The 22161-nt window shown below is 72.4% G+C and carries 23 protein-coding genes and 2 pseudogenes; 10 read left to right on the top strand and 15 right to left on the bottom strand.

What is annotated here, in order from left to right:
* Positions 1–3459 (top strand): SAV_2336 N-terminal domain-related protein, encoded by a 3459-nt coding sequence (locus ACIPSC_RS28950; RefSeq protein ID WP_400829407.1) that lies wholly within the window; start codon positions 1–3, stop codon positions 3457–3459.
* 108 nt (positions 3460–3567) lie between these two features.
* Positions 3568–3891: pseudogene (locus ACIPSC_RS28945) on the top strand (LysR substrate-binding domain-containing protein); the annotation flags it as partial.
* Between the two features lie 44 nt (positions 3892–3935).
* Here ACIPSC_RS28945 and ACIPSC_RS28940 read toward each other — a convergent pair.
* From ACIPSC_RS28940 to ACIPSC_RS28920, 5 genes are all read right to left on the bottom strand, one after another.
* Entirely contained in the window at positions 3936–4367 is a 432-nt protein-coding gene (locus ACIPSC_RS28940; protein WP_400829405.1) for a hypothetical protein, read from the bottom strand.
* Positions 4364–5194 carry a class I SAM-dependent methyltransferase gene (locus ACIPSC_RS28935; protein WP_400829403.1) on the bottom strand — a complete coding sequence of 277 codons (831 nt, stop codon included), beginning with the start codon at positions 5192–5194 and terminating at the stop codon, positions 4364–4366. The genes ACIPSC_RS28940 and ACIPSC_RS28935 overlap by 4 nt, the downstream gene beginning before the upstream one ends.
* Positions 5191–5970: a DUF2071 domain-containing protein gene (locus tag ACIPSC_RS28930; RefSeq protein WP_400829401.1), complete on the bottom strand. Its 780-nt coding sequence runs from the start codon at positions 5968–5970 to the stop codon at positions 5191–5193. The genes ACIPSC_RS28935 and ACIPSC_RS28930 overlap by 4 nt, the downstream gene beginning before the upstream one ends.
* A gap of 127 nt (positions 5971–6097) precedes the next feature.
* On the bottom strand, positions 6098–7069 hold the full coding sequence (locus tag ACIPSC_RS28925; RefSeq protein WP_400829399.1) for a DUF3419 family protein: 972 nt from the start codon (positions 7067–7069) through the stop codon (positions 6098–6100).
* Positions 7066–7530 carry a DoxX-like family protein gene (locus ACIPSC_RS28920; protein ID WP_400829397.1) on the bottom strand — a complete coding sequence of 155 codons (465 nt, stop codon included), beginning with the start codon at positions 7528–7530 and terminating at the stop codon, positions 7066–7068. The genes ACIPSC_RS28925 and ACIPSC_RS28920 overlap by 4 nt, the downstream gene beginning before the upstream one ends.
* 260 nt (positions 7531–7790) lie before the next feature.
* On the opposite strand from ACIPSC_RS28920, the gene ACIPSC_RS28915 reads away from it, so the two are divergent.
* Positions 7791–8390: a phosphoribosylanthranilate isomerase gene (locus ACIPSC_RS28915; protein ID WP_400829395.1), complete on the top strand. Its 600-nt coding sequence runs from the start codon at positions 7791–7793 to the stop codon at positions 8388–8390.
* A gap of 196 nt (positions 8391–8586) precedes the next feature.
* On the opposite strand, the gene ACIPSC_RS28910 is transcribed toward ACIPSC_RS28915, so the two are convergent.
* The gene (locus tag ACIPSC_RS28910; protein ID WP_400829393.1) at positions 8587–9252 is read right to left on the bottom strand and encodes a hypothetical protein; all 666 of its coding nucleotides are present in this window, start codon (positions 9250–9252) and stop codon (positions 8587–8589) included.
* A 228-nt stretch (positions 9253–9480) separates the two neighbouring features.
* On the opposite strand from ACIPSC_RS28910, the gene ACIPSC_RS28905 reads away from it, so the two are divergent.
* A complete protein-coding gene (locus ACIPSC_RS28905; protein WP_400829391.1) occupies positions 9481–9765 on the top strand; it encodes a hypothetical protein in 285 nt (94 codons plus the stop codon).
* 151 nt (positions 9766–9916) lie between these two features.
* Here the strand turns inward: ACIPSC_RS28905 and ACIPSC_RS28900 are convergent, their stop codons facing one another.
* Positions 9917–10942 (bottom strand): aminotransferase class I/II-fold pyridoxal phosphate-dependent enzyme, encoded by a 1026-nt coding sequence (locus ACIPSC_RS28900; RefSeq protein WP_400829389.1) that lies wholly within the window; start codon positions 10940–10942, stop codon positions 9917–9919.
* Positions 10939–12279: a radical SAM protein gene (locus tag ACIPSC_RS28895; protein ID WP_400829387.1), complete on the bottom strand. Its 1341-nt coding sequence runs from the start codon at positions 12277–12279 to the stop codon at positions 10939–10941. Before ACIPSC_RS28895 ends, ACIPSC_RS28900 begins: the two co-directional genes overlap by 4 nt.
* Before the next feature lie 199 nt (positions 12280–12478).
* Here ACIPSC_RS28895 and ACIPSC_RS28890 point away from each other — a divergent pair, with 199 nt between their 5' ends.
* A complete protein-coding gene (locus ACIPSC_RS28890) occupies positions 12479–13015 on the top strand; it encodes a hypothetical protein (protein ID WP_400829385.1) in 537 nt (178 codons plus the stop codon).
* On the opposite strand, the gene ACIPSC_RS28885 is transcribed toward ACIPSC_RS28890, so the two are convergent.
* The 3 genes from ACIPSC_RS28885 to ACIPSC_RS28875 form a co-directional block, all read right to left on the bottom strand.
* Positions 12951–13577: an alpha/beta hydrolase fold domain-containing protein gene (locus tag ACIPSC_RS28885; protein WP_400829383.1), complete on the bottom strand. Its 627-nt coding sequence runs from the start codon at positions 13575–13577 to the stop codon at positions 12951–12953. The genes ACIPSC_RS28890 and ACIPSC_RS28885 overlap by 65 nt on opposite strands.
* Before the next feature lie 115 nt (positions 13578–13692).
* Positions 13693–14967: a M23 family metallopeptidase gene (locus tag ACIPSC_RS28880; protein WP_400829381.1), complete on the bottom strand. Its 1275-nt coding sequence runs from the start codon at positions 14965–14967 to the stop codon at positions 13693–13695.
* A gap of 225 nt (positions 14968–15192) precedes the next feature.
* Positions 15193–15537, bottom strand: coding sequence for an ArsR/SmtB family transcription factor (locus ACIPSC_RS28875; protein ID WP_400829379.1), 345 nt, complete (start codon positions 15535–15537; stop codon positions 15193–15195).
* A 92-nt stretch (positions 15538–15629) separates the two neighbouring features.
* Between ACIPSC_RS28875 and ACIPSC_RS28870 the strand changes: the two genes are divergently transcribed.
* The 4 genes from ACIPSC_RS28870 (at position 15630) to ACIPSC_RS28855 (ending at position 19192) form a co-directional block, all read left to right on the top strand.
* A complete protein-coding gene (locus ACIPSC_RS28870) occupies positions 15630–16607 on the top strand; it encodes a zinc-binding alcohol dehydrogenase family protein (protein ID WP_400829377.1) in 978 nt (325 codons plus the stop codon).
* Between the two features lie 55 nt (positions 16608–16662).
* Entirely contained in the window at positions 16663–17157 is a 495-nt protein-coding gene (locus ACIPSC_RS28865; protein ID WP_400829375.1) for a hypothetical protein, read from the top strand.
* Positions 17158–17382: 225 nt separating this feature from the next.
* Entirely contained in the window at positions 17383–17967 is a 585-nt protein-coding gene (locus ACIPSC_RS28860) for an SMI1/KNR4 family protein (RefSeq protein ID WP_400829774.1), read from the top strand.
* A gap of 412 nt (positions 17968–18379) precedes the next feature.
* Positions 18380–19192, top strand: a complete 813-nt coding sequence (locus ACIPSC_RS28855; RefSeq protein WP_400829373.1) for a barstar family protein — start codon at positions 18380–18382, stop codon at positions 19190–19192.
* Between the two features lie 204 nt (positions 19193–19396).
* Here ACIPSC_RS28855 and ACIPSC_RS28850 read toward each other — a convergent pair whose 3' ends face one another.
* The 4 genes and pseudogenes from ACIPSC_RS28850 to ACIPSC_RS28835 all read right to left on the bottom strand — a co-directional run bounded on the left by ACIPSC_RS28850 (position 19397) and on the right by ACIPSC_RS28835 (position 21214).
* Complete coding sequence (locus ACIPSC_RS28850) at positions 19397–19744, bottom strand: hypothetical protein (RefSeq protein WP_400829371.1); 348 nt, start codon at positions 19742–19744, stop codon at positions 19397–19399.
* Positions 19741–19896: a hypothetical protein gene (locus ACIPSC_RS28845; RefSeq protein ID WP_400829369.1), complete on the bottom strand. Its 156-nt coding sequence runs from the start codon at positions 19894–19896 to the stop codon at positions 19741–19743. The genes ACIPSC_RS28850 and ACIPSC_RS28845 overlap by 4 nt, the downstream gene beginning before the upstream one ends.
* Before the next feature lie 51 nt (positions 19897–19947).
* Positions 19948–20482, bottom strand: a pseudogene (locus ACIPSC_RS28840) (hypothetical protein).
* 123 nt (positions 20483–20605) lie between these two features.
* Positions 20606–21214 carry a hypothetical protein gene (locus ACIPSC_RS28835; protein ID WP_400829367.1) on the bottom strand — a complete coding sequence of 203 codons (609 nt, stop codon included), beginning with the start codon at positions 21212–21214 and terminating at the stop codon, positions 20606–20608.
* A gap of 418 nt (positions 21215–21632) precedes the next feature.
* On the opposite strand from ACIPSC_RS28835, the gene ACIPSC_RS28830 reads away from it, so the two are divergent.
* Complete coding sequence (locus ACIPSC_RS28830) at positions 21633–22139, top strand: hypothetical protein (protein ID WP_400829365.1); 507 nt, start codon at positions 21633–21635, stop codon at positions 22137–22139.
* Positions 22140–22161: the final 22 nt, after the last annotated feature.

Genomic DNA, 22161 nt, shown 5'->3' with positions numbered 1-22161 from the left:
ATGCTCGGACGGCTGACGGAGGTCCTGGCCGGCAGCGGGGTCGAGCTCTCCGAGGAGGAACTGCTCGACGTGCTGTGGCTCGCCGGGCGGCTGCCCCGGGGCGCCGGCCCTGTGGCGCGGGCCGCCGGCGCCTCCGCCGTGCCCCGGAGCGCCGCCGGGAGCAGCTCCGCGCAGCCCGCCGAACCCTCGGGCGACCCGGGCGACCCCGAGGACCGGGCGGACCCCCGACAGCCGACCGAGGACCGCCCGGCCGAGCGTCCGCTGCACGTCGCGGCGCCGGACGGCGAACCGCCGGCGCCGGGCACCGCACCGCCCAGGGCGCACAGCGTCCGCGCCCCGGACAAGCGCCTGCTGGACGCCAGGGAGCTCCGGCTCGGACGGTCCCTGCGCCCGCTGCGGCAGCGCTTCCCCGACCACCGCCGCCACGAGCTCGACATCGCCCGGACGGTCGCGGCCATGGCCGACACCGGGCTGCCCGTGACCGCCACCCGCCCGCAGCGCAGCCGCTGGCTCTCGCTGGCCCTGGTGGTCGACGACGGCGTCTCCATGGTCCTCTGGCAGCGCCTCGCCTCGGACGTGCGGATGCTGATGGAGCGCGCGGGAGCGTTCCGGGACGTCCGCGTCCACGGCCTCGACACCCGCGGCAGCCGTGCGCCGCTGCTGACCGCCCGGCCCTACCGGGGCGGCGGGCCGTACCTGACGCCCGCAAGCCTGAGCGACCCCACCGGCGCCACCCTGGTGCTGGTCGTCAGCGACGGCGTCGGCGAGGCGTGGCGGGACGGCCGGATGCGCAGCGCCGTCGACCTCTGGGCGCGCCACGGCCCGACCGCCGTCGTCCATGCGCTGCCCGCCCGCCTCTGGCGCGGCTCCGGGATCTCCGCACGGCCGTGGCACGTCACCTCGCACCGCCGCGGCGGCCCGACGGCGGCCTGGCGCGTCGCGGACCCGGTGCTTCCCCCCGGCCTGGTCGGCTTCGACTCCGTCCCGGTACCGGTCCTCGAACCGTCGCCCGCCGCCGTCGCGGAGTGGGCCCGGCTGATCGCCTCGCCCGGGGCCGGTGCGGTGCTGCCGCTGTGGAGCGATGCGCCGTCGCCGGCCGCCCGCCCCGTGGCCGACACGCGGCACGAGGACGAGGCGGAGGCCGTCCTGCGCTTCCGGGCCGCCGCGTCGCCGGAGGCGTACCGGCTCGCCGCGCACCTCGCGGCCGTGGCACCGGTGACCCCGCCGGTGATGCGGCTGGTCCAGGGCGCCCTGGGGCCGCCGACGGACGGCGGCCACGTGGCGGAGGTGTTCCTCGGCGGCCTGATGCGCCAGGCCGGGGCGGGTGGGCCGGGCGTGCTTCCGCACCACCAGCTCTTCGACTTCTCGGCGGAGGGCCGCCGGATCCTCCTCGGCGCGCCCGCCCCGCGGGAGCTGATGCGCACGACGCGGGCGGTCGCGGACCGGCTGGAGGCGTCCGTCGGCCGCTCCCCGGACTTCCCGGCCTGGGTCGGCCACCCCGACGGCTCGGCGGTGATCGGGGGCGGTGGGCGCTCCTTCGCCTGGCTGACGGACCGGCTGCTGACCCGGCTCGGCGTACCCGCGGCGGGTGCCGTCGCAGCCGCGGCCGGGACGGCGCCGGGGCTCCCGGGCCCGTCGAGGAGGGCGGACAGCGTCGTGCCGGACGTCCGGTCGGTGGCGATTCCACGCGACTGGTCGGTCATCCTGCCCACCGACCCCCAGCGCCTCGGGCCGTACCAGCTGTACGCCCGGAACGACCGGGGGTGGATCGACATCCCGCTCTACCTGGCGCTGGACCCGAACGGCGAGACGGTCACGGTGCGCGTGCCCGCCCCGCTGTTCGGCGTCGATCCCGAGCGGGCCCGCGAGCTGATCCGTACCGAGGCGACCTGCCTCGGGCGCATGCAGGGGGTCGGCGCTCCGGCCCTGCTCGACTGGAGCGTCGACCCCGAGCAGGGCCCCCCGTGGCTGGCCGCCGCCTGCCTGCGCACCGGCGACGCGGATTGGCAGCCGGCTCCGAACCTGCAGCAGGTCTTCGACGTCAACGGCGAACTCTTCCGGGTGATCGGCCACCGCCTGGCCCGGGCGGTCGGCCGGGCCCACGGGCTGGGTCTGGTGCACGGATCCCTCACCCCGAGGGCCGTCCTGGTGGCCGACGACGGCGTCCAGCTGATCGGGTGGATCACGGCGTCCGTCGACGGGGTCCACAGCCGCCACCGGGACGACTTCCCGCGGGACCAGCTCTACGTCGAAGGCCCGGGCAACACCACTTCGGACGGCGGACGTGGCCGGCGGGTCCGGCCGTTCGGCCGGGCCGAGGTCTTCCCCGGCCCGACACCGGCGAGCGACGTGTACTCGGTCGGCGCCGTGCTCATCGCCTTCGCCACCGGCCGGTGGCGGGACGTCCGCGCGGACATGGACACGAACGAGGCCTTGGCCGTGTCGGGGGTCGAGCCCGGGATCGCCGAACTCCTGTGGAGGTGCCTGGACCGCAACCCGGCGAACCGGCCGACCGCGGCGGAGCTGGCCGAAGCCCTCGATCCCGCCCCGTCGGCCCGCTCCGAACTCTCGCGGCGGGAGGCCGAGCTCGCGGTCGCACACCGGACTGTCGAGCCGTCACGGCTGGAGGACGAGCTCGCGACCGCACGCCGGATGATCGACGAGTTGCGCGCCTTGGCGACCCTGCAACCGGGTGTCCGCGAGCCCGAGCTCGCCCGCGCCCTGTACCGCTTCTCCGACCGACTCGCACGTGCGGGCCGGCGCGAGGACGCGTGCACCACGGTCGCGGAGGCCGTCGGGCTGTACCGGCGACTGGCGGATCGGGAGCCCGACGCCTACCGCCCCTCGCTCGCGCAGGCCCTGAGCAACCTCGCGGTCCGCCTGGGCGAGGCGCGGAGGCGGGCGGAGGCCCTGGACGCGATCACGGAAGCCGTCGAGCTGTACCGGGAGCTGTGCCGGGTGGACCCCGACAGCTACCGCCCCGGCCTCGCCCTGACGCTGAACAACCTCTCCAACTGCCTGGGCGAGGCCGGCCGGCCGGCCGAGGCCCGGGAGGCGATCGCGGAGGCGGTGATCCTGTACCGGGAGCTGCACCGGCTGAACCCCCAGGAGGTCAGGTTCGACCTCGCCAGGGCGCTCAGCAACTTCGCGAACCGGCTCGGGGACGGCGGCCAGGCGGAGAGCGCACTCGCCTTGACCTTCGAGGCCGTGGAGCTCTTCCGGGAGGCGGCACGACACCACCCCGATGCCGTCCCGCCCGACTTCGCCGCCATCCTCGACAACCTCGCCGTCCGCCTGGGCACCCTGGGCCAGCTCGAAGAGGCCCGCGCGGCCCACGCGGAGAGCACGGCGATCCGGCAGACCCTTCCCGAGCCCCTGCGCCGCCAGTACGAGGAGGACCTGGAACTGTCCCACACCATCGGCTCCTGGCTGGAGGACCTGCGCGGAGGCGACGCCTGACGGCTCGGCCGCCACCGCCCGCTCCACCGCCCGCTCCAAAGCCCGGGCCTCACGCACCGTTCGGGAAACCCGCTCGCCGCCGCCACCGCTGAGCCCAGGACCGGGCCGCTCACCCTCGCCGACCTCCGCGGCCAGCGGCTCCTGGTGAACACCCCCGCCTGCTCCTTCTGGCTCGCCGGTGAGCGCCTGCTCGGCCACGCGATGGATCGCGTCCGCACGGGCGGGGTCGCCGTCACCCGCGCCTGCGCCGAGCAGGGGCTCGGCATCGCGCTGTTTCCCGAGTTCGCCGTCCGGACGGAGCTCGCGGTCGGCTCTCTGGTCCGACTCCCGCTGGTGTCGCGGGAGTTGCAGCTCCACCTGCGTCTGGTCCGGCGGTCGGACCGGGAGTCCGTCCCGGGCCTGCGCGAGGTTCTCCACACCGCGGCGGTGTGACGGCGTGTCGTCGCCGGCGGCGGCCGCCCCGGCGCCTGCCGACGTCAGAGGACCTGCCACAACGCGCAGGCGAACACCGCCGTCACCCACGTCCACAGCACCGAGAAGCCGACATGGCCCAGGGTGCGCAGGGTGTCGCCGCGCCAGAGGCGGGGCGAGAAGACGGTGAACTGGAAGAGCCAGCGGGCGCCCCAGAACACCGTCTGGCCGGTCAGCAGGGCGGTGCCGAGCGGGGTGCCCGCGAGGAGTTCACGGCCCAGGAGGAGTGGCAGCAGGCCCAGCAGGACGCAGGTCAGGCCGATGAAGAAGAGGTGTGCATAGGAGACTTGACGGGTCATCAGGCTCGTCCCGGCCAGATCGGAGGGCCAGTCGATCACCCGGGGGAGCAGCGCGTGGAATAGGCCGAGGCCCACCAACGCGGCCCCGACCAACCGCAGTTGGAACTCCACGTCGAAGAGGTCGAGGGATCCGCTCACGCCGCGGCCCTCCGGAAGGCGAAAGCGGTGACCAGACCGGCGATCCGGCGCTCGGCCGACGGCTCCAGGCCCGCCTCGGCGGCGTGGGCCAGCCAGGTGGAACGCGGCAGGAAGTGCCAGGCGCCCGGCCCGTAGACGGCCGTGTTGGCGGCGTCACGCAGGTGCTCCACCAGGACGAGCGAACCGCCCGGCCGCAGCACCCGGGCCACCTCGGCGAACAGCGCGGCGCGGTCCGCCGGCCGGCGCAGCTCGTGCGCGGCGAACACGGCGAGCACCGAGTCCTGCGAACCGGACGCCGCCGGCAGCGCCCCGGGCCGGGCGGGCAGGCTGCCGGGCGTCGGCGGGACCCGGCGACGGGCGCGGCGGATCGAGCCCGTCGCCGTCAGGGCGGGGTCGTAGAGGTCGGCGATCCGCTGCGGGGCGGCGGGGTGGCGCGCGGCGATCGGGCGGCTCGCCTCGTCGAGGCCGGTCGAGACCACGAGGTGGCGGCCGGGGCCGTCCGGGAGCAGCTCGTCGAGCCAGGTGTAGCCGTGGAGTTCGGAGCGGTCGTAGACGCACCAGGTCGCGGCGGTGCTGGCGACGAGCAGCCCGCCCGCGGCGAGCACGCCGGCCCGCGCGAGCCGGGCGGCCGGTGTCGGCAACCGCCGGGCCAGCGCCCAGCCGCCGGCGGCGGTGAGCGCACCGGCGGCGTAGAGCGGCCAGTTGTAGCGGATCACCTCGGCCACGCCGGAGGGGTGGTGGGCGGGGGCGGCCGGCTGCTCCGCGACCGCTGCCGGGGCGTCGTCGTCGCCATCGGCCCGGGCGCCGACCGGTCGGAGGGCGCTCACCGGAGGCTCCCGTCGAGGGCGCGACGGCTGCCCGCCTGCCAGCCGTAGTCGAGGTCGGCGACGTGGAACGCGTTGGCGAGCACCGGCCGGCTGCCGGCCAGCGGCCCGTGGTCGAAGAAGGTCAGCCGCGGCACCTCCACCGCGACCGGCACCGGCTCCCAGTGGGCACGCTCGGCCTTGACGACGATCATCGAGCGGGTCTGCGGCTCGTACTCGAAGGTGTAGGGCAGCGGCCCGGCGAACCGGCGCGCGGCCCTGGCATCGGCGAACGGACTGCCGGGCGGCAGCGGCGCCGGACCGTCGGCGAGGTCGGCCCTGACGTGGAGATCGGCCCGGCCGTCGACGCTGACCACCTTGAACTCCAGGGTCCGGCCCACCACCCGGCTGCCGATCCGGGCGAGCCGGTAGTGGTAGCGGGAGAACAGGTTGCCGCCCGCCACCATCACCCGGCTGCCGGTGTCGCTGCGCAGTATGCGCAGGCCGCGCATGGTGCGGCCGCCGGGGGTGGGGAAGCGCGTGAAGACCCGGTAGCCGGTGAGGACGGTGTCCACCCCGAGTGCGGCCGGCAGCCCGGTCGGGCGCAGGCTGCGGGTGTCCACCAGGGCGGTCGCGACGAAGCCGTGCTCGGTGCCCTCCGGATCGGTGTACGTGTCCAGCCGGAGCCCCGGCGGGACGAGCGGCGCCAGCTGCTCGGGCGGCAGTGCGTAGGTGAGGACGAGCGAGTGCGCGAAGTGGGTGCGCATCGGCAGGGGGTGGCGTTGCAGCAGGTGTCGCATGGTCAGGATCTCCGGGTCGCGGTGCGGGAGCCGGCGGGCGTGGCGTTGGGGGCGGTGCCGGGCGTGGCGTTGGGGGCGGCGCTGGGCGTGGCGCCGGGGACGTCGGTGGATCCGGCACGGGCGGGATTCACAGGTGGATCACCCGGACCACGCCCCAGAGCAGTGAGCGGTCCTCGGCGGCGACGCCAGGACCGGCCGGCCCCGGCTCGCGGATGCTGCGCAGCACGGCGACCCCGCCGGGTCGCACGGCATGGCGGACGGCGGCGCGCAGCCGGCGGGCGAAGGCGGGGCCGGGCCCGTCCAGCACGTTGGAGAGGGTGACCGCGTCGTAATGACCGGCGGGGGAGCGCTCCAGGTGCTCGACCACATCGGCGAGGAGCAGCCGCACGATCGGGACGGCTCCGGCGGCGTCCACTTCTCCGGCGGCGTCGGCTTCCTGCCCGAGGGCGGGCAGGTCCGGCCCGGGCCGCTCACGGCCGAGCAGCAGTCGCCACGCCCACGGATTGTCGGCGTTCGGGTGCCGGGCGAACCCGCGGGCGAGCCGGGCCCGCAGCACGGCGTCGAAGCGGTGCGGAACGACGCAGCGGAACGCCGGCCGGAGCCCGACGGCCAGTGCCCCGGCCGGTCGCAGCGCGGCGGTGAGCAGCAGTCGGAGGCCCGGCCCGTCGAGGGTGCGCCGCCAGTGCTCGCCCTGTGCGGCCGGGTCGGCGAGGCGCAGGAAGCGCTCCAGCTCGGACGGTCGCCAGGCGGGCAGCACCGCGCCGGCGGTGGCGCGTCCGGCGGCGAGGAGCCGCTCGGCCGCCCCGGCGACGGCCGGGGCGCCGTAGTGGAGGCGGGCGCGGGCGTAGTCGAGCTGGGCGGGGTTGAGGTCGACGGCCGTCACCCGGTGGCCGGCGGCGGCCAGGGCGGCGGCGGTGTCCCCGGCCGAGGCGATGCAGAGCACTCGGGTACCGGAGCCGGGCGTGGGGAAGGCGGCAAGTTCGACCGCCGGGTCCTCGTACATCCGGCCGAACAGGATGCGCGGGCACCGGGGTTGGACGGCCAGGAGTCGGCCCTCGGCCCACGGGGTGGCCGGCCGGGCGGTGGCGGTGGCGCTCATACGGCGGCCGCCCCGGAGCGGGCGGTGGTGGTGGGGCCGGTGGTGGCGGCCGGGCCGGAGGTGCCGGCGGTGCGGGCGTCGTCCGGTGGGCGGTGCGCGGTGGCGACCGTCCAGACCAGGGCGAGGAAGACGAGGTCCTGGACGACCAGTCGGCCCGGCTCGGGGATCTGGTCGGCGCCGACGAGCAGCCCGCCGGTGTTGAAGGCGAGCACCAGCGCCGTCTGCACCAGCGCCGCGACCCGCGGCCGGTACCCGCTCAGCACCCAGGCCCCGAGGGCCAGCTCGGCCAGTCCGATGCCGATCAGCAGCGCATGGGCGGCGGCGTCCGGCAGCAGGGGCAGGCCCTCGACGATGGCCCGCTGGTCGGCGCGGCCGGGGAAGATCTTGCACCAGAGGCCCTCGTACCCCCACATGAGCGCAACGGTGAGGGTGGCGCAGCGGGTCTGCCAGGGTGTCGGCACGGCGGCTGGTCCTTTCTGCCGCCGCCCGGACGGGACGTGTGCCAGGGCGCGGCGGGGCACGGCGAAGCAGGCCGGAGCCCGTGATCGGGTCCGGTCGTCTCCGCTCGCGCCCATCATGGCGCACGACTTTGAACATGTTCAACTGTGGGTCCGCGTGTCGCGGAGCGGGCTCTCGGACACCTCGGGCGCGAGTGCCTCGTGCGCCCGCCGGTCTGCGGCACTACGCTGGCGGCGCCGTCTACTGGGGAGCGTCCGGGAACGTGTTTGTGAAGATCTGCGGTCTGAGCACCGCTGCGGATGTCGCCGCGGCCGTCGCGGCCGGTGCCGACGCGGTCGGGTTCGTGCTCACCGAGAGCCCGCGCCGCGTGGAGCCCGGGCTGGCACGGGAACTGGTGGCCGCGGTGCCCGAGGACGTGCTGACGGTGGCGGTGTTCCGCGAGGAGCCGGCCGCGTACGTGAGGGCAGCGGTGCGGGCGGCCGGGGTGCGGGCCGTGCAACTGCACGGGAATCATCCGGCCGCCGCTTTCGCCGAGCTGGCCGACCTGGGGCTGCCGCTGATCCGGGCCACGTCGGCCGCGTCGGCGGCCGGAGCGGACTGCGGGGACTTCGGCGAGGACCTGCTTCTGCTCGACGCGCCCGTGCCGGGGGCCGGGGAGCCGTGGGACTGGGCCGAGCTGGGCGCGAAGCCGCCGACCGGGAAGTGGCTGCTGGCGGGCGGGCTGAGCCCGGCGAACGTCGGCGCTGCCGTCGCGGCCGCGAGCCCCTGGGGCGTGGACGTCTCCAGCGGGGTCGAGGTCCGGCGCGGGGTGAAGGACCCGGCCCTGATCGCGGAGTTCGTCCACGCCGCCAAGTCCGCCTGACGGCAGGGCGACCGGGGGCGTCGACCACTTGGCCCGCGGCCTGCCAGTCGAGGGGGCGCGCTCGGTCGGTCGAGCAATTCCTCCAGCGGTTCGGCTGCGGCTGGCACCGCGTTCGGAGCGTCCGTTCAGCCTGCGCGTCCGGATCCTCTCTGCGGTTGCTCGTTCCGAGGGCTGCCCTGGTCCGCGGCCGGGGGCGTCAGGCGTCCGGGTTCGTGCCCTGCTGGACCTTCTTGATCCGGTCCGCCTCCAGGGCGGTGAACTGCTGCAGCGTCTTGTGGTCGCGCTCGTCCTCGTCCAGTTCGATCAGGGCCACGACCGTGCCGATCCGCATCGCCATGACCGAGGCGACGGCCCCGCTCGGGGCGTCACTCGACTCGGTGGGCCGCTCGAAAGCCTGCGACTGCTCGGCGGACGCCTTCAGGTTGATGCGGCGGGCGTTGCTGTCGTCCTTCTCAAGCGCCGTCACCATCGCCTCGAAGGCGGGACCGGCGTGGTCCGCGGTGTCGAAGGTCAGCAGGGTGAACCGGATGTCGTTGTCGGTGTTGGAGGCCATTTCGTACCGGACGGTGCCGCCCAGCTGGATCCCGGAACAGCCGATGGACAGCTTCTTCCGGCAGTCGCTGGAGACATCGGCATGCTCGATGGCCTTCGGCGGCTTCGCGCCGGGTGCGAGCCGCCACCCCGACGGGAGCGAGGACGGGCTCGGCAGCGCGTCCACCACCTGGTCCGGCTGGGACAGCACCACGTTGGCCCGGAACGCCGCCCCGCCGTCGCTCGAACTGCACGCAGCTGTCCCCAGGGTGAGCGCGGCAGCCGCCCCCGCCAGTGCCAGATTCCGCCCGTGCCGCATCAGCCTGTCCATCGTGGTGCCCCCGTTTCGATCTCCACCTTGAAGATCATCAGCGGACATCAAATCACATCATCACTGTCCATTCTGGCTGGCCATCAGTATCGGGGCTTTGGCCCGGACGGTCGGCTGTGCGCTCCATGTCATGCACCCCGCCGGTGACTGCAACTCCAGGCGGGCCTACGCCCCGACAGCTGCAAAAACCACCCGCCGGCTCATCGGGCGTGGCGGTACCGTTCCCTTGTGGAAGAGGAACCGATAACCATCACGTTCACACGCGATCAGGCTCTTGTGCTGTCGGACTGGCTCTATCAGGCGATGGACCGGTCCGACGTGCTGGAAGAGCTGTTGAAGACGGACCGCGCAGTCTGGTCTCCGATCTACACGATCTCCGGGACTCTGGAGAAGAGCCTCGTCGAGATCTTCAAGCCGGACTACGACGAGCTCCTCAAGGCGGCGCGTCAGCGTCTGCTGGTTGATATGTACGGATCGCACGAGGAATCGGGGACAGGAACGGTGGCGTCCTGACGCGGGACCCCGACGCGCCGATCCAGCTCGTGGACCGATTTTCAACATTTCACGTGGTGATCCGACGGACGAACAGCGGCTATGCGCGATGAAATCCTTGAGGGCAGAGGTCCGCATCGTCGCCTTCGGTCGGGCCAGGTCCATCACTGGTTCATCGCGACACCGCTGGTGTCGGGCCGAAGGCGTCACCGAGGCTGGTCACTACCGAGCCGGGCCAGCTGCTCTCCCCGAACACGCTGACCGGCATGGCGAGCACGCCGTACTCGCGCTGGAGCGTCTCCGCCGGGATGCCGACCGGGAAGAAGTAGTTGCCGGGGCACGTCCGGCTCGCCGCCGGAATCGCGGCGAGCACCTCGTCCGGGAGTCGCTCGAACAACCGCTCGCCCCGTGCGGCCAGTTCGCCGACGACCTGCCGGGGCACGTCGCTGTGCTCGGTCAGCAGGCGGTCGGCGAGCCTCAGCTGTTCCGGTGACGGGGGATCCGCCCGGAACGCGTCGGCCAGTCCGGCCAGTTCGGCCTGTGCCGGTCCCAGCAGGACCACGCCGAACGTGCGTGGCCACAGCCATCCCTTGGTGACCGAATGCAGCAGGACCGTACGACCGGTGTCCAGCAACCGCCGCGTGCCGGCAGCGAACGGCGCTCCCAGGTCGTAGACGCTGTCGATCAGCAGGCGGCGGTGTGGTGATTCCCGCAGCCACGAAACCACCGCGTCGCACTCGGCATCGGACAGGTACCGGCCCAGCGGCTTGCTGGGGTTGGCGAGCAGCAGGTATTCGGGCCGGTCGTCCGCCGGCGACCTCGGCAGGGCCGGCGCCGGCAGCGTCGGGTAGGACGCGGGCGCCAGGCCCGCAGCGCGAGCCAGCTCGAAGTAGACGGGGTACACGTCGCTGGGGAGCCACAGCCGCGCCTGAACGGTGCGCAGCCAGTGGAACACCACACCGAGCCCGTGACGGACTCCCCGACAGACCATGGCGTCGCCGGACCGGTCCTCAGGCAGCTCGAAGCGCCGCAGCCAGGCACGGGCGAGATCGCACCGGTGCACCTTGGTCGTGTCGGCCGGCGGTTCCGGTCGCAGCGGAGCAAGCGCCCGGTACACGTTGGTCTCGGCGGCGTCCAGAAGCGACGAGGAAGCATCGAGTCGCCGCTGCCGGAATTCCTGGAACTCGTCGAACCTCATGCCACTGCACCTTCCGCCACGATCTCGCTGGCCCGGTCCTCCAGGGAGGCGTAACAGCGTCCGTCGGCCAGGACGTTCCAGCTGCGGGCGATCCCGCTGGTGCGTTCCCAGAGCAGGCTGGGCTCGGTGTAGGCGGCGATCCGAATCGGTCGCCCGTCCCAGCTGCCACGGTAGACCGGCGCGCCCCAGGGCAGGCGGCTCGCCGGTTCGAAGCCGCGCTGCTCGGCGAACCGGGTGACGACGGACAGCGAAACCTGGTGTTCTCGGCTCCACACGTTGGCGGCTCGGTCGAAGTAGAGCGATTCGGTGCTGGTGGAGACGTAGAGCTCCTTGAAGCAGACCTCCTCGACCCCGAGAGCCGCGGCCCACGACAGGTAGTCGGCGACGCCGGCCGCGTCGGCCACGCCGCCGTGCTGGAGCACGCAGATCAGCCGTATCCGGAGCCCCGGCCAGCGGTCACGTGCCGTGCGCCAGGTGTCGATCACGGAGCTCACCGGTGTCCGCAGCATCATCAGCCGCTCGCTGACGGCGTCGTCCTGATGGTGGCGGGAGACCGCCAGCACGTTCAGGCCTGCGGCGCTCAGAGCTGCCAGCCGGTCGGCCCGGTCGGCGTGCTGCCCCTTCGCCAGGGTGTGCGCGTTGGTGATCAGGACGACCTTCGGGAAGGCCGCCGAGCAGGCGGACACCAGCCGCAGCTGCTGTTCGAAGGGTATGAGCGTAGGCTCCCCGCCGCCGGTGATCACCGCACGCTCGGCACCCGCCGTGCGGGCGCGCTCCAGCCAGTGGGCGACCGCGTCCCACGGGACGCGTGCCGGCGCCTGGTCGCTGGAGATCGAAGCCGAGGAGAAGCAGAACGAACACCGGGCCTGGCAGGCGGAGGCGACCGGCAGAACCGAGAGCGAGCGCGGCCGCATGTCGGCGTAGCGATGCAGTGCCGATCCGTGCAGGTGCAGGGAGGCCGCCATCGCATCCTCGACGGTGGTCGGGCGCAGAGTGAACTCGTCGCCCACCTGGTCGATTTCGTGGACCGCCGACAGCCGGATGCGGGCCTCGTGCCATTCCGCGCCGAGGCCGGTCGACACGTTGGGTACCAGCTTGTCGGGGTCCACCGTGGTTTCCAGCACCAGCAGCCGGTCGCCCGGAACGGCCAGACGCTCCAGCAGGCCTCGCGCCTTGCCGATGCCGATTCCCAACTCCGCACGGGTCAGCAGGTGGAACCGGTCCGGAAAGGTGCTCTCCGGAATTCCCGCCTTGCCGTAGGTGAACGCGTACTTGTCGAAGCCCCTGGCGAAGTTCGACAGCACGATGACGTGGAAGCGCGGGCCGCTGTGGTTCATCCCGTCATCATGCAGGAACGCGTCCCGGACATGATCGGCCGGACGGCTGGTGACTACCGGATTGTGACGGACTCCCCGGCCGGGACGCGCCCGCACTCGGTGCCGCCCGCGAAGTCCGACCGGCCGTCGAAGTACTCCTGGCCGAGCTCGTTGAGCGTGGCGTCGTGGATCGGCTCATGGGCGGAGTGAGTCTGGATGGGTGAGCATCATGAGCGAGGACCCGGTGAGTCCTGATCAGGTGTATGCGGCCCTGGTGGCGCTGAGGAGGGAGCCGGTCCTCGATCCGGAGCTGTGGCCGGACGGGCCTCAGCAGGAGGATCTGCGGAGGCTGCTCGGCGTGCTGCTGGCGGTGGTGGAGCTGGAGATCGTCGCCAGTACCCGGCTGGGAAGCGACCGGGACACGGACATCGCCGAGGCGCTCCTCGGTTGGAACGACCAGGTGGGGTTGGCCCCGGGTCTGTTCGCCAACGTGATGGCCGGCCGGCTGCAGCGCACCGCCCTGCAGCTCATGGTCATCGACGAGGGCGACGCGGACGGGAAGACGTCAGCGGGCCGGATGGCGTCGTCCATGGCTGTCGTCGCCGCGGCGGACACCCTGGACGCCGACCTCCACCTCCGCTCCGGTGACGTCGAAGGGGTGCGGCAGGCCCTGGGCCGGGCGGAGGTGTCCGTCATCGAGATCCAGCAGAGCATTCACGACCTGCGCGTGGCCATCGGCGACGCACAGGAGGGCTGATCGCGGCTTCTGAGCCCGAACCCTGTGATGTCGGCGACGGTGCTCCTGCGGCCGTGGCCGACATCACGGGGAGGCCGTCGGGGGCGGTGTCAGTGGACCGCTTCGAGACGGCCGGCGTCGGGCGCCCGGCGCTCAGGTGGGCGGTGAGGAAGCGAGCGGCGCGGTCGAGCGCGGCGTCCGCCTCGTCGAGGCGGCCGTAGTGGTGTTGGAAGACGTGGGGGAGTCCGGGGCCGACTTCGAGCGTGACCTCGACGCCGTCGGCGCCCGTGCGGCCGGCCAGCCGGACCGCGTCGTCGAGGAGCACCTCGTTCGCCCCGACCTGCACGAGGAGCGGGGGCAGCCCGGTGAGGTCGGCGAACACCGGACTGGCCAGCGGGTGCGCGCTGTCGCCCGAGCCGACGTAGAGATCGGCGTAGGCGTGCATGTCGGCCGCTGTGAAGCTGGGGTCGGCGCTCTCCTTGGAACGGACGCTCCCTCCGGCGAGGGTGAGGTCGACCCAGGGGGAGAGGACGGCGATGGCGGCCTTACGGCTGCCGGCGGTGAAGCCGCAGGCGTCCGACACCCGATGACCGGGGGCCGGCGGCCGGGTGGCCCAGGGGTTGCGTCCCTGGGCCACCCGCTGAACGGCGCGTGAGAGTCCTGCGCTGCAGCCGGTCGGCGGGGTGGCCGGAGTCCGGTCAGAACTCCAGCACCTCGCGGTCGAGCGGGTACTCCGCACGGTGAGGGCCGTCGTACGGCGAGGGTGTGATCGGCAGGACGCCGGTCGGCTGCAGGCCCAGGTTGTCGTCCCAGATCCGGGGTTCGACCTGTCCGAGGACGCGGAACCTCTGGAAGGTGAACGGCGGGCTGTCGGTCGGGAAGAACTCGGCGGTGGTCGTCACCTGGAAGTGCAGGTGCGGCGTGGTGGAGTTGCCACTGTTGCCGATCAGCCCGAGGAGCCGGCCGGGTTCGACGCAGTCGCCCTCCCGGACCTTGAGCGAGCCGGCCTCCAGGTGGGCGTAGAGCAGATAGCGGCCCGGCGCGACTTCCAGCGTGATGTGGTTGCCGACGGTGTCCTCGATCGGAGGGACGGGCGGCGTGACGGGCGGCGGGTTGTCCGGGATTCCGTCCTGGACCTCCACCACTCTGCCGCCGGCCGCGGCCACGACCGGCTGACGGTAGCTCAGGTAGCTGGTGAGCTGCGCGGGGTCGCCCTCCCAGGCCTGCCCTTGCTCGCCGAGCCGGTACCAGTCGATCGCGAAGCGCTGCGGCACGTCGAACCGGCCGTTGATCGGGGCGAGGCCGCGTCGGTGGTGGGTGTTGCCGCAGCACGACTCGCTGGCGTACCACGTGCCGGGGCGGACCGGCGGGGCCAGGTTCAACGGTGCGGTGCGGGAGGTCGGGGTGGTCTGCACCGTCTCCTCGAACGCGGAGGGGCCGGAGGGGGCCAGGACGGCACCCGAGAGATGGTGTTCGAGGACCTCGGGCACCTGCTGACCGCGGTCGAGGGCCAGGTCGAGCCAGATGATCCACTGCTGGGAGCCCTGGATGACGGTCGGCGTCGGCGCCGGGGGCGGCGGGGTGTACCCGTCCGCACCCGGCAGCGGGTCGCCCACCGGGTTGGCGGCCTCGGCCAGCGCCTGCCCGCTCAGCGAGCCGATGACCTGTTGGGTGCGGGCGTTCCGGACGTCGACACGGTCGAGCCGCAGCGGCGTGCTGCTGTTCAGTGCGCTCGTGGTGAGCAGTTCGTACGAGAGGTGCGTCTTGCCGTCCGTGGCGTCGAAGGGCGTCGGTTCGGTCAGCACTGCCGCCGTCAGCGGCGTGAACTGCGTGCCGGGCGCCAGAGCGGCCGCGCCGGTCCCGTGGCCGGGTCCCGCCGAGGCCACCACCGTGACGGCTGCGAGCACGGCAGCGGCGAGCCCGCGCAATAGTGGGCTGCGGCCGGTGCGGTTGCGAGGGTCGCGCTCTGCCATGGTGCTCTTTCATTCGTCGGGTCCGGGGCCGTGAAAGGCGCCGGCACGCCCCGCGCCGAGGCGCAGGCCCATGTAACCCGGCGGCGTACCGCTTCGGGCGGAGGGCGACGGGGTCAGGTGCGGAACTACACCCGTCCAGCCGCATCGGCTGTCGAGCCCTCGCCTCGTGGCAGCACCGACAGCGCCTCCCGGCGCTCGGACGGCCGCACGGGGGAGTGGCCGCCGCTACTCGGTGCCGTCGGCGCGGAGGGTCAGGTCGAGGAGACCGGGGAAGCGGGCGTCGAACTCCTCGCGGCGCAGCCGGTTGAGCCGCTTCGGGCCCTGGTCGCGCTGTTCGACCAGGCCCGCGCCGCGCAGGACCGAGAAGTGGTGGCTCTTCGCGGCCCGGCCGACCGGTACGTCGAAGTTGCTGCAGCTGAGCGCCCAGTCGGGGTGGCCGGCCAGGTCGCGGATCAGCTGGAGGCGCACGGGATCCGCGAGCGCGGACAGGGCGGTGAGCAGCGGGACGTCGTCGGGGTGCGTGTGCACGGGCGCCGGACGGTGACTTGCGCCTTCAGCCTGCTCCGACATTGCGATGCCCTCCTCCAGTCAGTGTTCGATGAGCATCTTACAGTGCTAGTGTTCGCTTCCGGTTGAACACTCATGGAGGGGTGGTTCTGCGCATGCGTGCGGTCGAGTTCCAGGAGTACGGCGGTCCCGAGGTGCTGCGGATCGTGCAGACCGAGGCACCCGAGCCGGGCCCCGGCCAGGTGACCGTCGAGGCCGTCTGGGCGGGGGTGAACTTCGCGGACGTGAAGGCGCGGGCCGACGGGTACCGGGTCGCGTCGCTGCCCTACCGTCCGGGCCTGGAGGTCTCCGGGCGCATCCGGGCGGTCGGGGCGGGCGTCGACGGTCTGCGGACGGGGCAGGAGGTCGCCGCGCTCGTCGACGCCGGCGGCTACGCCGAGGTGGTGCTCGCGGACGCCGCGAGGGTCTTCCCGTTGCCCGACGGACTGGACCTGCGGACCGCGGCCACGCTGCCCACCGTGCTGCCGACCGCACACGCCCTGGTCCACGAGGTGGGGCGGCTGCGGGCCGGGGAGAGCGTGCTGGTGCACGGCGCGGCGGGCGGCATCGGCACGGCGGTCGGGCAGCTGGCCCGGGCCGCGGGCGCCGGCGCGGTGTACGGCGTGACCTCCAGCGACGCCAAGGCCGACTACGCGCGCAAGCACGGCTACGACGAGGTCTTCCGGCCCGACACCTTCGAGACGGACGTCCGCCGGGCGACCGGCGGCAGGGGAGTCGACCTGGTCCTGGACCCGGTGGGCGGGGACACCCTGCGCCGCGGCCTGGAGGCCTTGGCCGTGTTCGGGCGCCTGGTGTCCTTCGGCAACGCCGGCGGCGCGGCGCCCTGGCAGGCCGGACAGGGCGAGCTGTACGCGCAGGGCCGCTCCGTCGGGGGCTTCTCCGTGCTCGCCCTCGCCCAGTCCGCACCCGACGCCCTGCGTGCGCTCACCGACCGCGCCCTGCGCACCGTCTGCGACGGCACGGTCGTCCTTCCCGTCACCGCCGAGTTCCCCCTGGAGGACGCCGCCGGCGCCCACCGGCTCATCGGCGGCCGCGCGTCCACGGGCAAGCTGCTGCTGCGCATCGCCGGGTGAGCGCGGACTCCCGTACGCGGCGGGTCCGACCGGAGTCCGACCGGCATCCGATGCCATGCAGAACGATGAAGTCGAAGAATCCGACGGCGATCCGGTGCGCCACAGGCTGAACGCACTGGTCGAGAGGTTGAGGCAGGAGCTCGACGGGGTCGCCGAGATCAAGGAACGGGACGACGGATGGTTCCGGGACGTCGCGGTCCGTCCTGAGCGGGCGGGCCCGCTCGGCTTCTCCTGGCTGGTCCCGGGAGACTCCGCGGACATCGTCCTCGGGGTCGAAGCCGGTGGTGCGAGATGGGAACTCGGCCGGTCCGTAGAGGAATTGGATCTCATGGCGGCACTCGTCGATGCCCTTCTGGCGGGCCACGCCACGGCCGTCTTCGCCCCGGGTCGATGCGAGGTGACGGTATCCCTTGCCGACGGCACCAAGGAGGTGCAGAGCCGCCGTGACCTCCCCTCCGGCTGCCTGCCCCTGCCTGTGTGGTCGCGCCGGGGGCGGGGTGTCGACCATGAGCCCTACAGGCCGTCAGCCGATCGGCGCCCTGGCCGATGACTGGCCGGACCGTTCGTCGCCAGCCGGCTTCAGCGGTGCGTACCCGCTGGTCTCCCCGCTCGTCGAGGGCGACGGCCTCCGAAGCGCTCTCCGCGCAGCGGCCCCGCCTCGCTCAGCCTTCGGCGCCGTGCGTCGCAGGCCGCCTGTACCGTGTGCCTGCTTGAGCGAGCAGGGCTCTGTAGAACCGGAAGGAAGCGTGTGGAGCATCCAGGCGTCGTGGCGCTGATGCAGGTGATGTCGGCGGAGAACGGCTGTGGCGAGGAGATCGACTGGCCGACGGTCGAGGCCGAGCTGGGGCGGCGCCTGCCGGCCGACTACAAGGCGTTCATGGCTGTTTACGGCGGGGGCGGGATCGACGCCGAGGCGAGCATTCTCGTGCCGACGGCCCCAGGGGAAGTGGGGTTCGCAGATCCGGGCACCATCCCGGTGGAGACCGCGAACGTCCGCTACGTGTGGGAGCGTGAGGGCGGACGCGCGGTTCTCGATGTCGACCCGCTGGACCTTCTGGCCTGGGGCGTCACGGCGGGTCCTGACATCCTGTGCTGGCTGACCTCCGACAGCGACCCCGATTGCTGGCCGGTCGTGGTTTGCCGCCGGTCGGATCCGATCTTCCAGGTGCACCGCTTCGGCATGGTCGAGTTTCTGCGGTGCCTCTGCCTCCGCGAGTTCGAGACGTGGCCGCTCTACCTCTCGGCGAACTTCCTCGGCGCCCCGCCCCGGTACGTCCACTGGCGCCTCGAACAGATGCGATGGCAGTCCGGCCTGGACCCGCTCACAGGCGAACCCGCACCCGGGCGGAACTCGTTCTGACACCTTCGCCGTCCACCCGGCAGGCCAGGTGGGCGTTCCCGCCATTTCCTGCCGCCGCCGCCCAGAAGTTGGAGGCGCGACCGTGCAGCGCGACCCTCCACCGTTCACCTCGGCATGCCCCACTTTCGCCGCGACGCCGGACGAAGCAGCGCGCAGATTCGGAGGGCTGATCGCCAACGCATTCCCGATCTTCGGCAAGCGAAGTGCCGAGCCTCTCCTGGAAGTGGATCTGGCAAGACGCCTGGCTAGAGATCTTGGAGGAAATCGCAGGCTTGGGCGCGGGCGGTGCCACCGAAATCGGTTGCACCGTCGTCGCGCTGCTCGGCGATACTCCATGCCGACAGGGCGCGCGGCGAGCTCGGTCGAAGGGCCCGGGCTGAGCCCCTCCAGAAACGGCAGATGACGAGGGTGGATGGAAGCGACAGGCGCACGGGGACAGTTCAAGTACTCCCTGACCGGCGACGACGACGAGGACACCCACTGGGGTTTCGCGTACGACTGCACAGGCTTCTTCACACCGCTCAAGGATGACCACCGGTTGGTCGCCTTGCGCGGATGCGCACCGAAGGGTGAGCTACTGGCCGCTCTCGGCCGTGTCGGTGGACGTGGCGCCTGCGCCGGGAACGCCTACCTGACCCTGCTCGACGCCGCTGGAGCCACGATGGGGTCCTACTTCGTCGGAGGTGTCACCGTGGCCGCGGTCAAGCCGTCAGCTCTCGGTGAGGGCCTCTTCGATGTCACAGTACGGCTCTGGTGTCAAAATGCGCTTCCTGGCTCCGCTGAGGTGTGGGAACTGATCCGTACCGGGCAGTTGAACCGAAATGGACTGTGGAGATCCATGGGCCCGGCGGGCCGCCTTGCGTGGTTGTCCGTGGCGATGTTGTCCCGGGGATACCGCCACCGGAACGACAGTGGCGACCGGGCGCCGGGGCACGTGTTCAGGCTGGACGGCCATCAGGTCATCGACGTCGACAGCTTCTACTGTGCACTGGGCGAAGCGGTCGACGGGCCCGGCGGCTACTTCGGGTGGAACCTCGACGCGTTGGACGACTGCCTCGGAGGAGGTTGGGGTGCCTCTCTGCCGTTCACGTTGGAATGGAAGCACTCGAAGGTTGCCAGGACACGGCTCGTGAGACAGCGTGCGCTGCACGCGGGCAATGCAACCTTCTTCGAGGTTCTCCTTGAGATCTTCGCCGACCACGGGGTCGAGGTCGTCCTGCGGTAAGGCGGCGGCGAGTGCCAGTGGCACACCAAGCGCTGGCGGATGGGCGGCCCGGCAGCAGTTGGCGGTGCGACACGCGCGAATGCTCCCATCGTCGAACATGTGATCTCTCCAAGGTGCGGTTGCTCAGTCCGGTGGTCCGGGTGTCCTCCCGTAGCCCGGTCTGCGGGGAGCCCGCCGAGTTGCCCGCGTCAGCTCGCCCCGGCCTCACTCTTCCTTGGCTTCAAGTAGATGGTTGAGGCGTCGGATCTCGGCGATCAGCAGCGGGACGACCTGTCGGGAGCTGGCGATGAAATGGGCGTTCTCGTCCCAGCGTTCGTCCGCGACGTCGACATAGCGCGGCTGCTGGACGAGGGTGGTGGCCACGATCTGATGGTGGTCGAAGGCCGGCCAGCGCTCACCGAGCCCGGTGTCGGGAACGGTGCTGATCGCGACGAGGCTCATAGCGAAGTCGTCATCGAGCTGGCGGACGTACCATGGTCCGGGGGTTGCAGCCTGGGCGATCTCCTCGATCTCGGCGAGCTCCTCGGCGGTCAGCGGTTCGATTGCGTTCATCGGGACATCAGTTCCTCGCGTTCGCCGTTTCCGGCCATTCCGACGATCATCGTATTCAATGCTGGGCCGAGGCCAGGACGGTTGGCTACTGAGGCTGAACTCGTGATGTCGTAGGGGCTGACCGATCCCGGCGCCAGTTCCACGATGTCCATCCTCCGCCTCATGTGAAGGCGTTTGATGTCATGAGGTGAGTGTGGTGCCGTCTACCAGCGGTGCCACACCGCCTTGGGTGCGGCGGCACGCCGCAGAAGAGCTCTCCCGTGAGGCTGAACCGCAGGCCGGTGTCGTACGTGATCGCGTGGTTCTCCATTTGGTGCTTCGACCTTCCCCGGCACCGGGTTCCGGCCGAAACAGCGGTCATCTCCTGGCACGTCAGCGGCCCTTGCCCGAGCCGGCTCCGGTCCGCAAGGACGCGCTGGTAGTCCACCGACAGCGCCGACCAGGCCAGTCCCGCATGCCACACGGGCACCACGGACTTCGGCTTCGCCGCGGCCGTCGGTTCAGGCCGCCCTGGTTGTCCACCGGGAGCCGGCAGACCCTCGGAGGCATCGAGGTCGACGACGGGCGCCGTCCGGGGCCAGCACCTCGCCTACGCGTGAGCAGGCGATGACCCACTCGTTCCACTCCGCCTCGCCCACGGCCAGCTCCGCCTGGATGGTCGACTTCCTCACGCAGTTCGTCCACGCGACGGCGAGCAGTGAGCTCCCGCTGTTCCAGCAGCCCCCCGACCGACGGCATCCCCGACCTCCACCAGAGCGACGACACAACGCGACACCACTGCCACGGGACCGCCGACCCTATGCCTGACCAGCTGAAACACAGCCATCAAGCCCGGAAAGACAACAACCACTGAGATCGTTGTCAGTCCCGGTGATGAGTGCGTGGAGCCAGTCGTGCCTCGGCGGCGGCCCGTACCTCCGGTTCCTCCATCGGGTCGTCGCGTAGCGCCGCGATCCGGTCCAGGGTTTCGGGGTGGTCCGGTGCGTGGGTGATGCCCAGCAGCCGGGCCTGCTCCTCACAGTCCCAGAGGGACTCGGCGTGGGCCTGGTCCAGGCCGCGTGTGCCGATGGCGGCCAGGGCCTTCAGGTAGGCGGCCCGCTCGTAGGAGTGCGGGGTGCGCAGCCAGAACCAGCGCAGGTCAGGCACTGCGGCGGTGGCGGCTGGTCCGAAGCGGGCCAGCCGTCGTGCCGTGGTGTCGGGGCCGCACCAGGCGCGGGCCGCGCGCTGGTCGGCGAGTTCGGACACGAGCGCCGGTATCACCTCGGGGCCGAGGTGATCGGCGAGGACGTTCGCGCCGAGCCGGGCAAGCCATGGCCGGTCGTCGCACACCCAGCGGCGGGCGGCCGGTATGGCCAGGGCGCCGAGGTGGTCGACGGCGCAGCTGAGCCGGGGAAGTGGCCGGCGGCCGTCCGGGGTGCCGAGCGAGGGTGCGAGTGGGAGCAGCCCTTCTACCGGATCCCGGCGGGCCAATTCGCGCAGAGCGTCGACCCTGCCGGGTGCCTCCAGGTCGGGTGTGGCCAGAAGATCGAGCAGCTCCCCGTCGGCGAGGCCGGTCAGATCGAGCGGGGGCGGGCCCGGGTCGGGGCGTTGGACCTCGATCCCGAACCGGGTCCACGGTTCGGTGAACCACGGCGGCTCCGGCTCCCCGCCGATCCGGTCCCGCGCGACTTCCCCGAGGTCTTCCCACCACTCCGAGGGCCACCGGGTGATGCCCCGGCGGAGCGTACCGCCGCCATGGGATATCGGCCCGGCGCCGCCGGGCGTGGGCCGGCTCTGCCGATCAGCTCTCCCATACCTTTGAGGCCGCGGAAACTCCGCTGCACGAACGCGCGCTCAGCCAGCACAATGGGGCCGAACCGCAGAAGCGGACGAGAGGACCCGGACATCCATGCTGAACCCGCTTGCTGCGCCGGACGCAGTGGAAGCCGCAGCGGAACCCCTTCTGGACCTGCTCCAGGACTGCAACCACGAGCCGTTCATCGAACTGCTTCACGTGGTCCCCGTGACCGGGACGACACCCGATCATGACCGGATGCAGGGTCTCGCTCAGGCCGTCTTCGACGCCGGTGGCTGGGGCAGCGGGTACCAGGTAGGAGGGCCGATACGTCCGTTCCCATCACCCCGGGCCTGGCGGGACATTCTCCGTCGACAGGTGACCGAGGGGTCCATGCAGCCCGCCGCCAAGTGGCCGGCAGCCAACCTGCGCACGCCCGACGAGATCCGGCGGGCCGGCGAACTCGCCGATGGCGTGGCCGACCTCATCGAGGCGCACCTGGGTCCCGTCCGAAGCTGCGGCGATGTCGGAGACCCGCACCTGTGCTACGTATGGTGGCGCAACCTGCTGTTGGTCAGCGACAGTTGGGCCACCATCCTGCATCTCGCAATCAGCGACTGACCAATCACCTCTCTGTCACCGG

It is taken from the genome of Kitasatospora sp. NPDC090091 (genome assembly GCF_044747365.1).
Classification (GTDB): domain Bacteria; phylum Actinomycetota; class Actinomycetes; order Streptomycetales; family Streptomycetaceae; genus Kitasatospora.
This window is presented reverse-complemented; position numbering and strand designations above follow the sequence as displayed.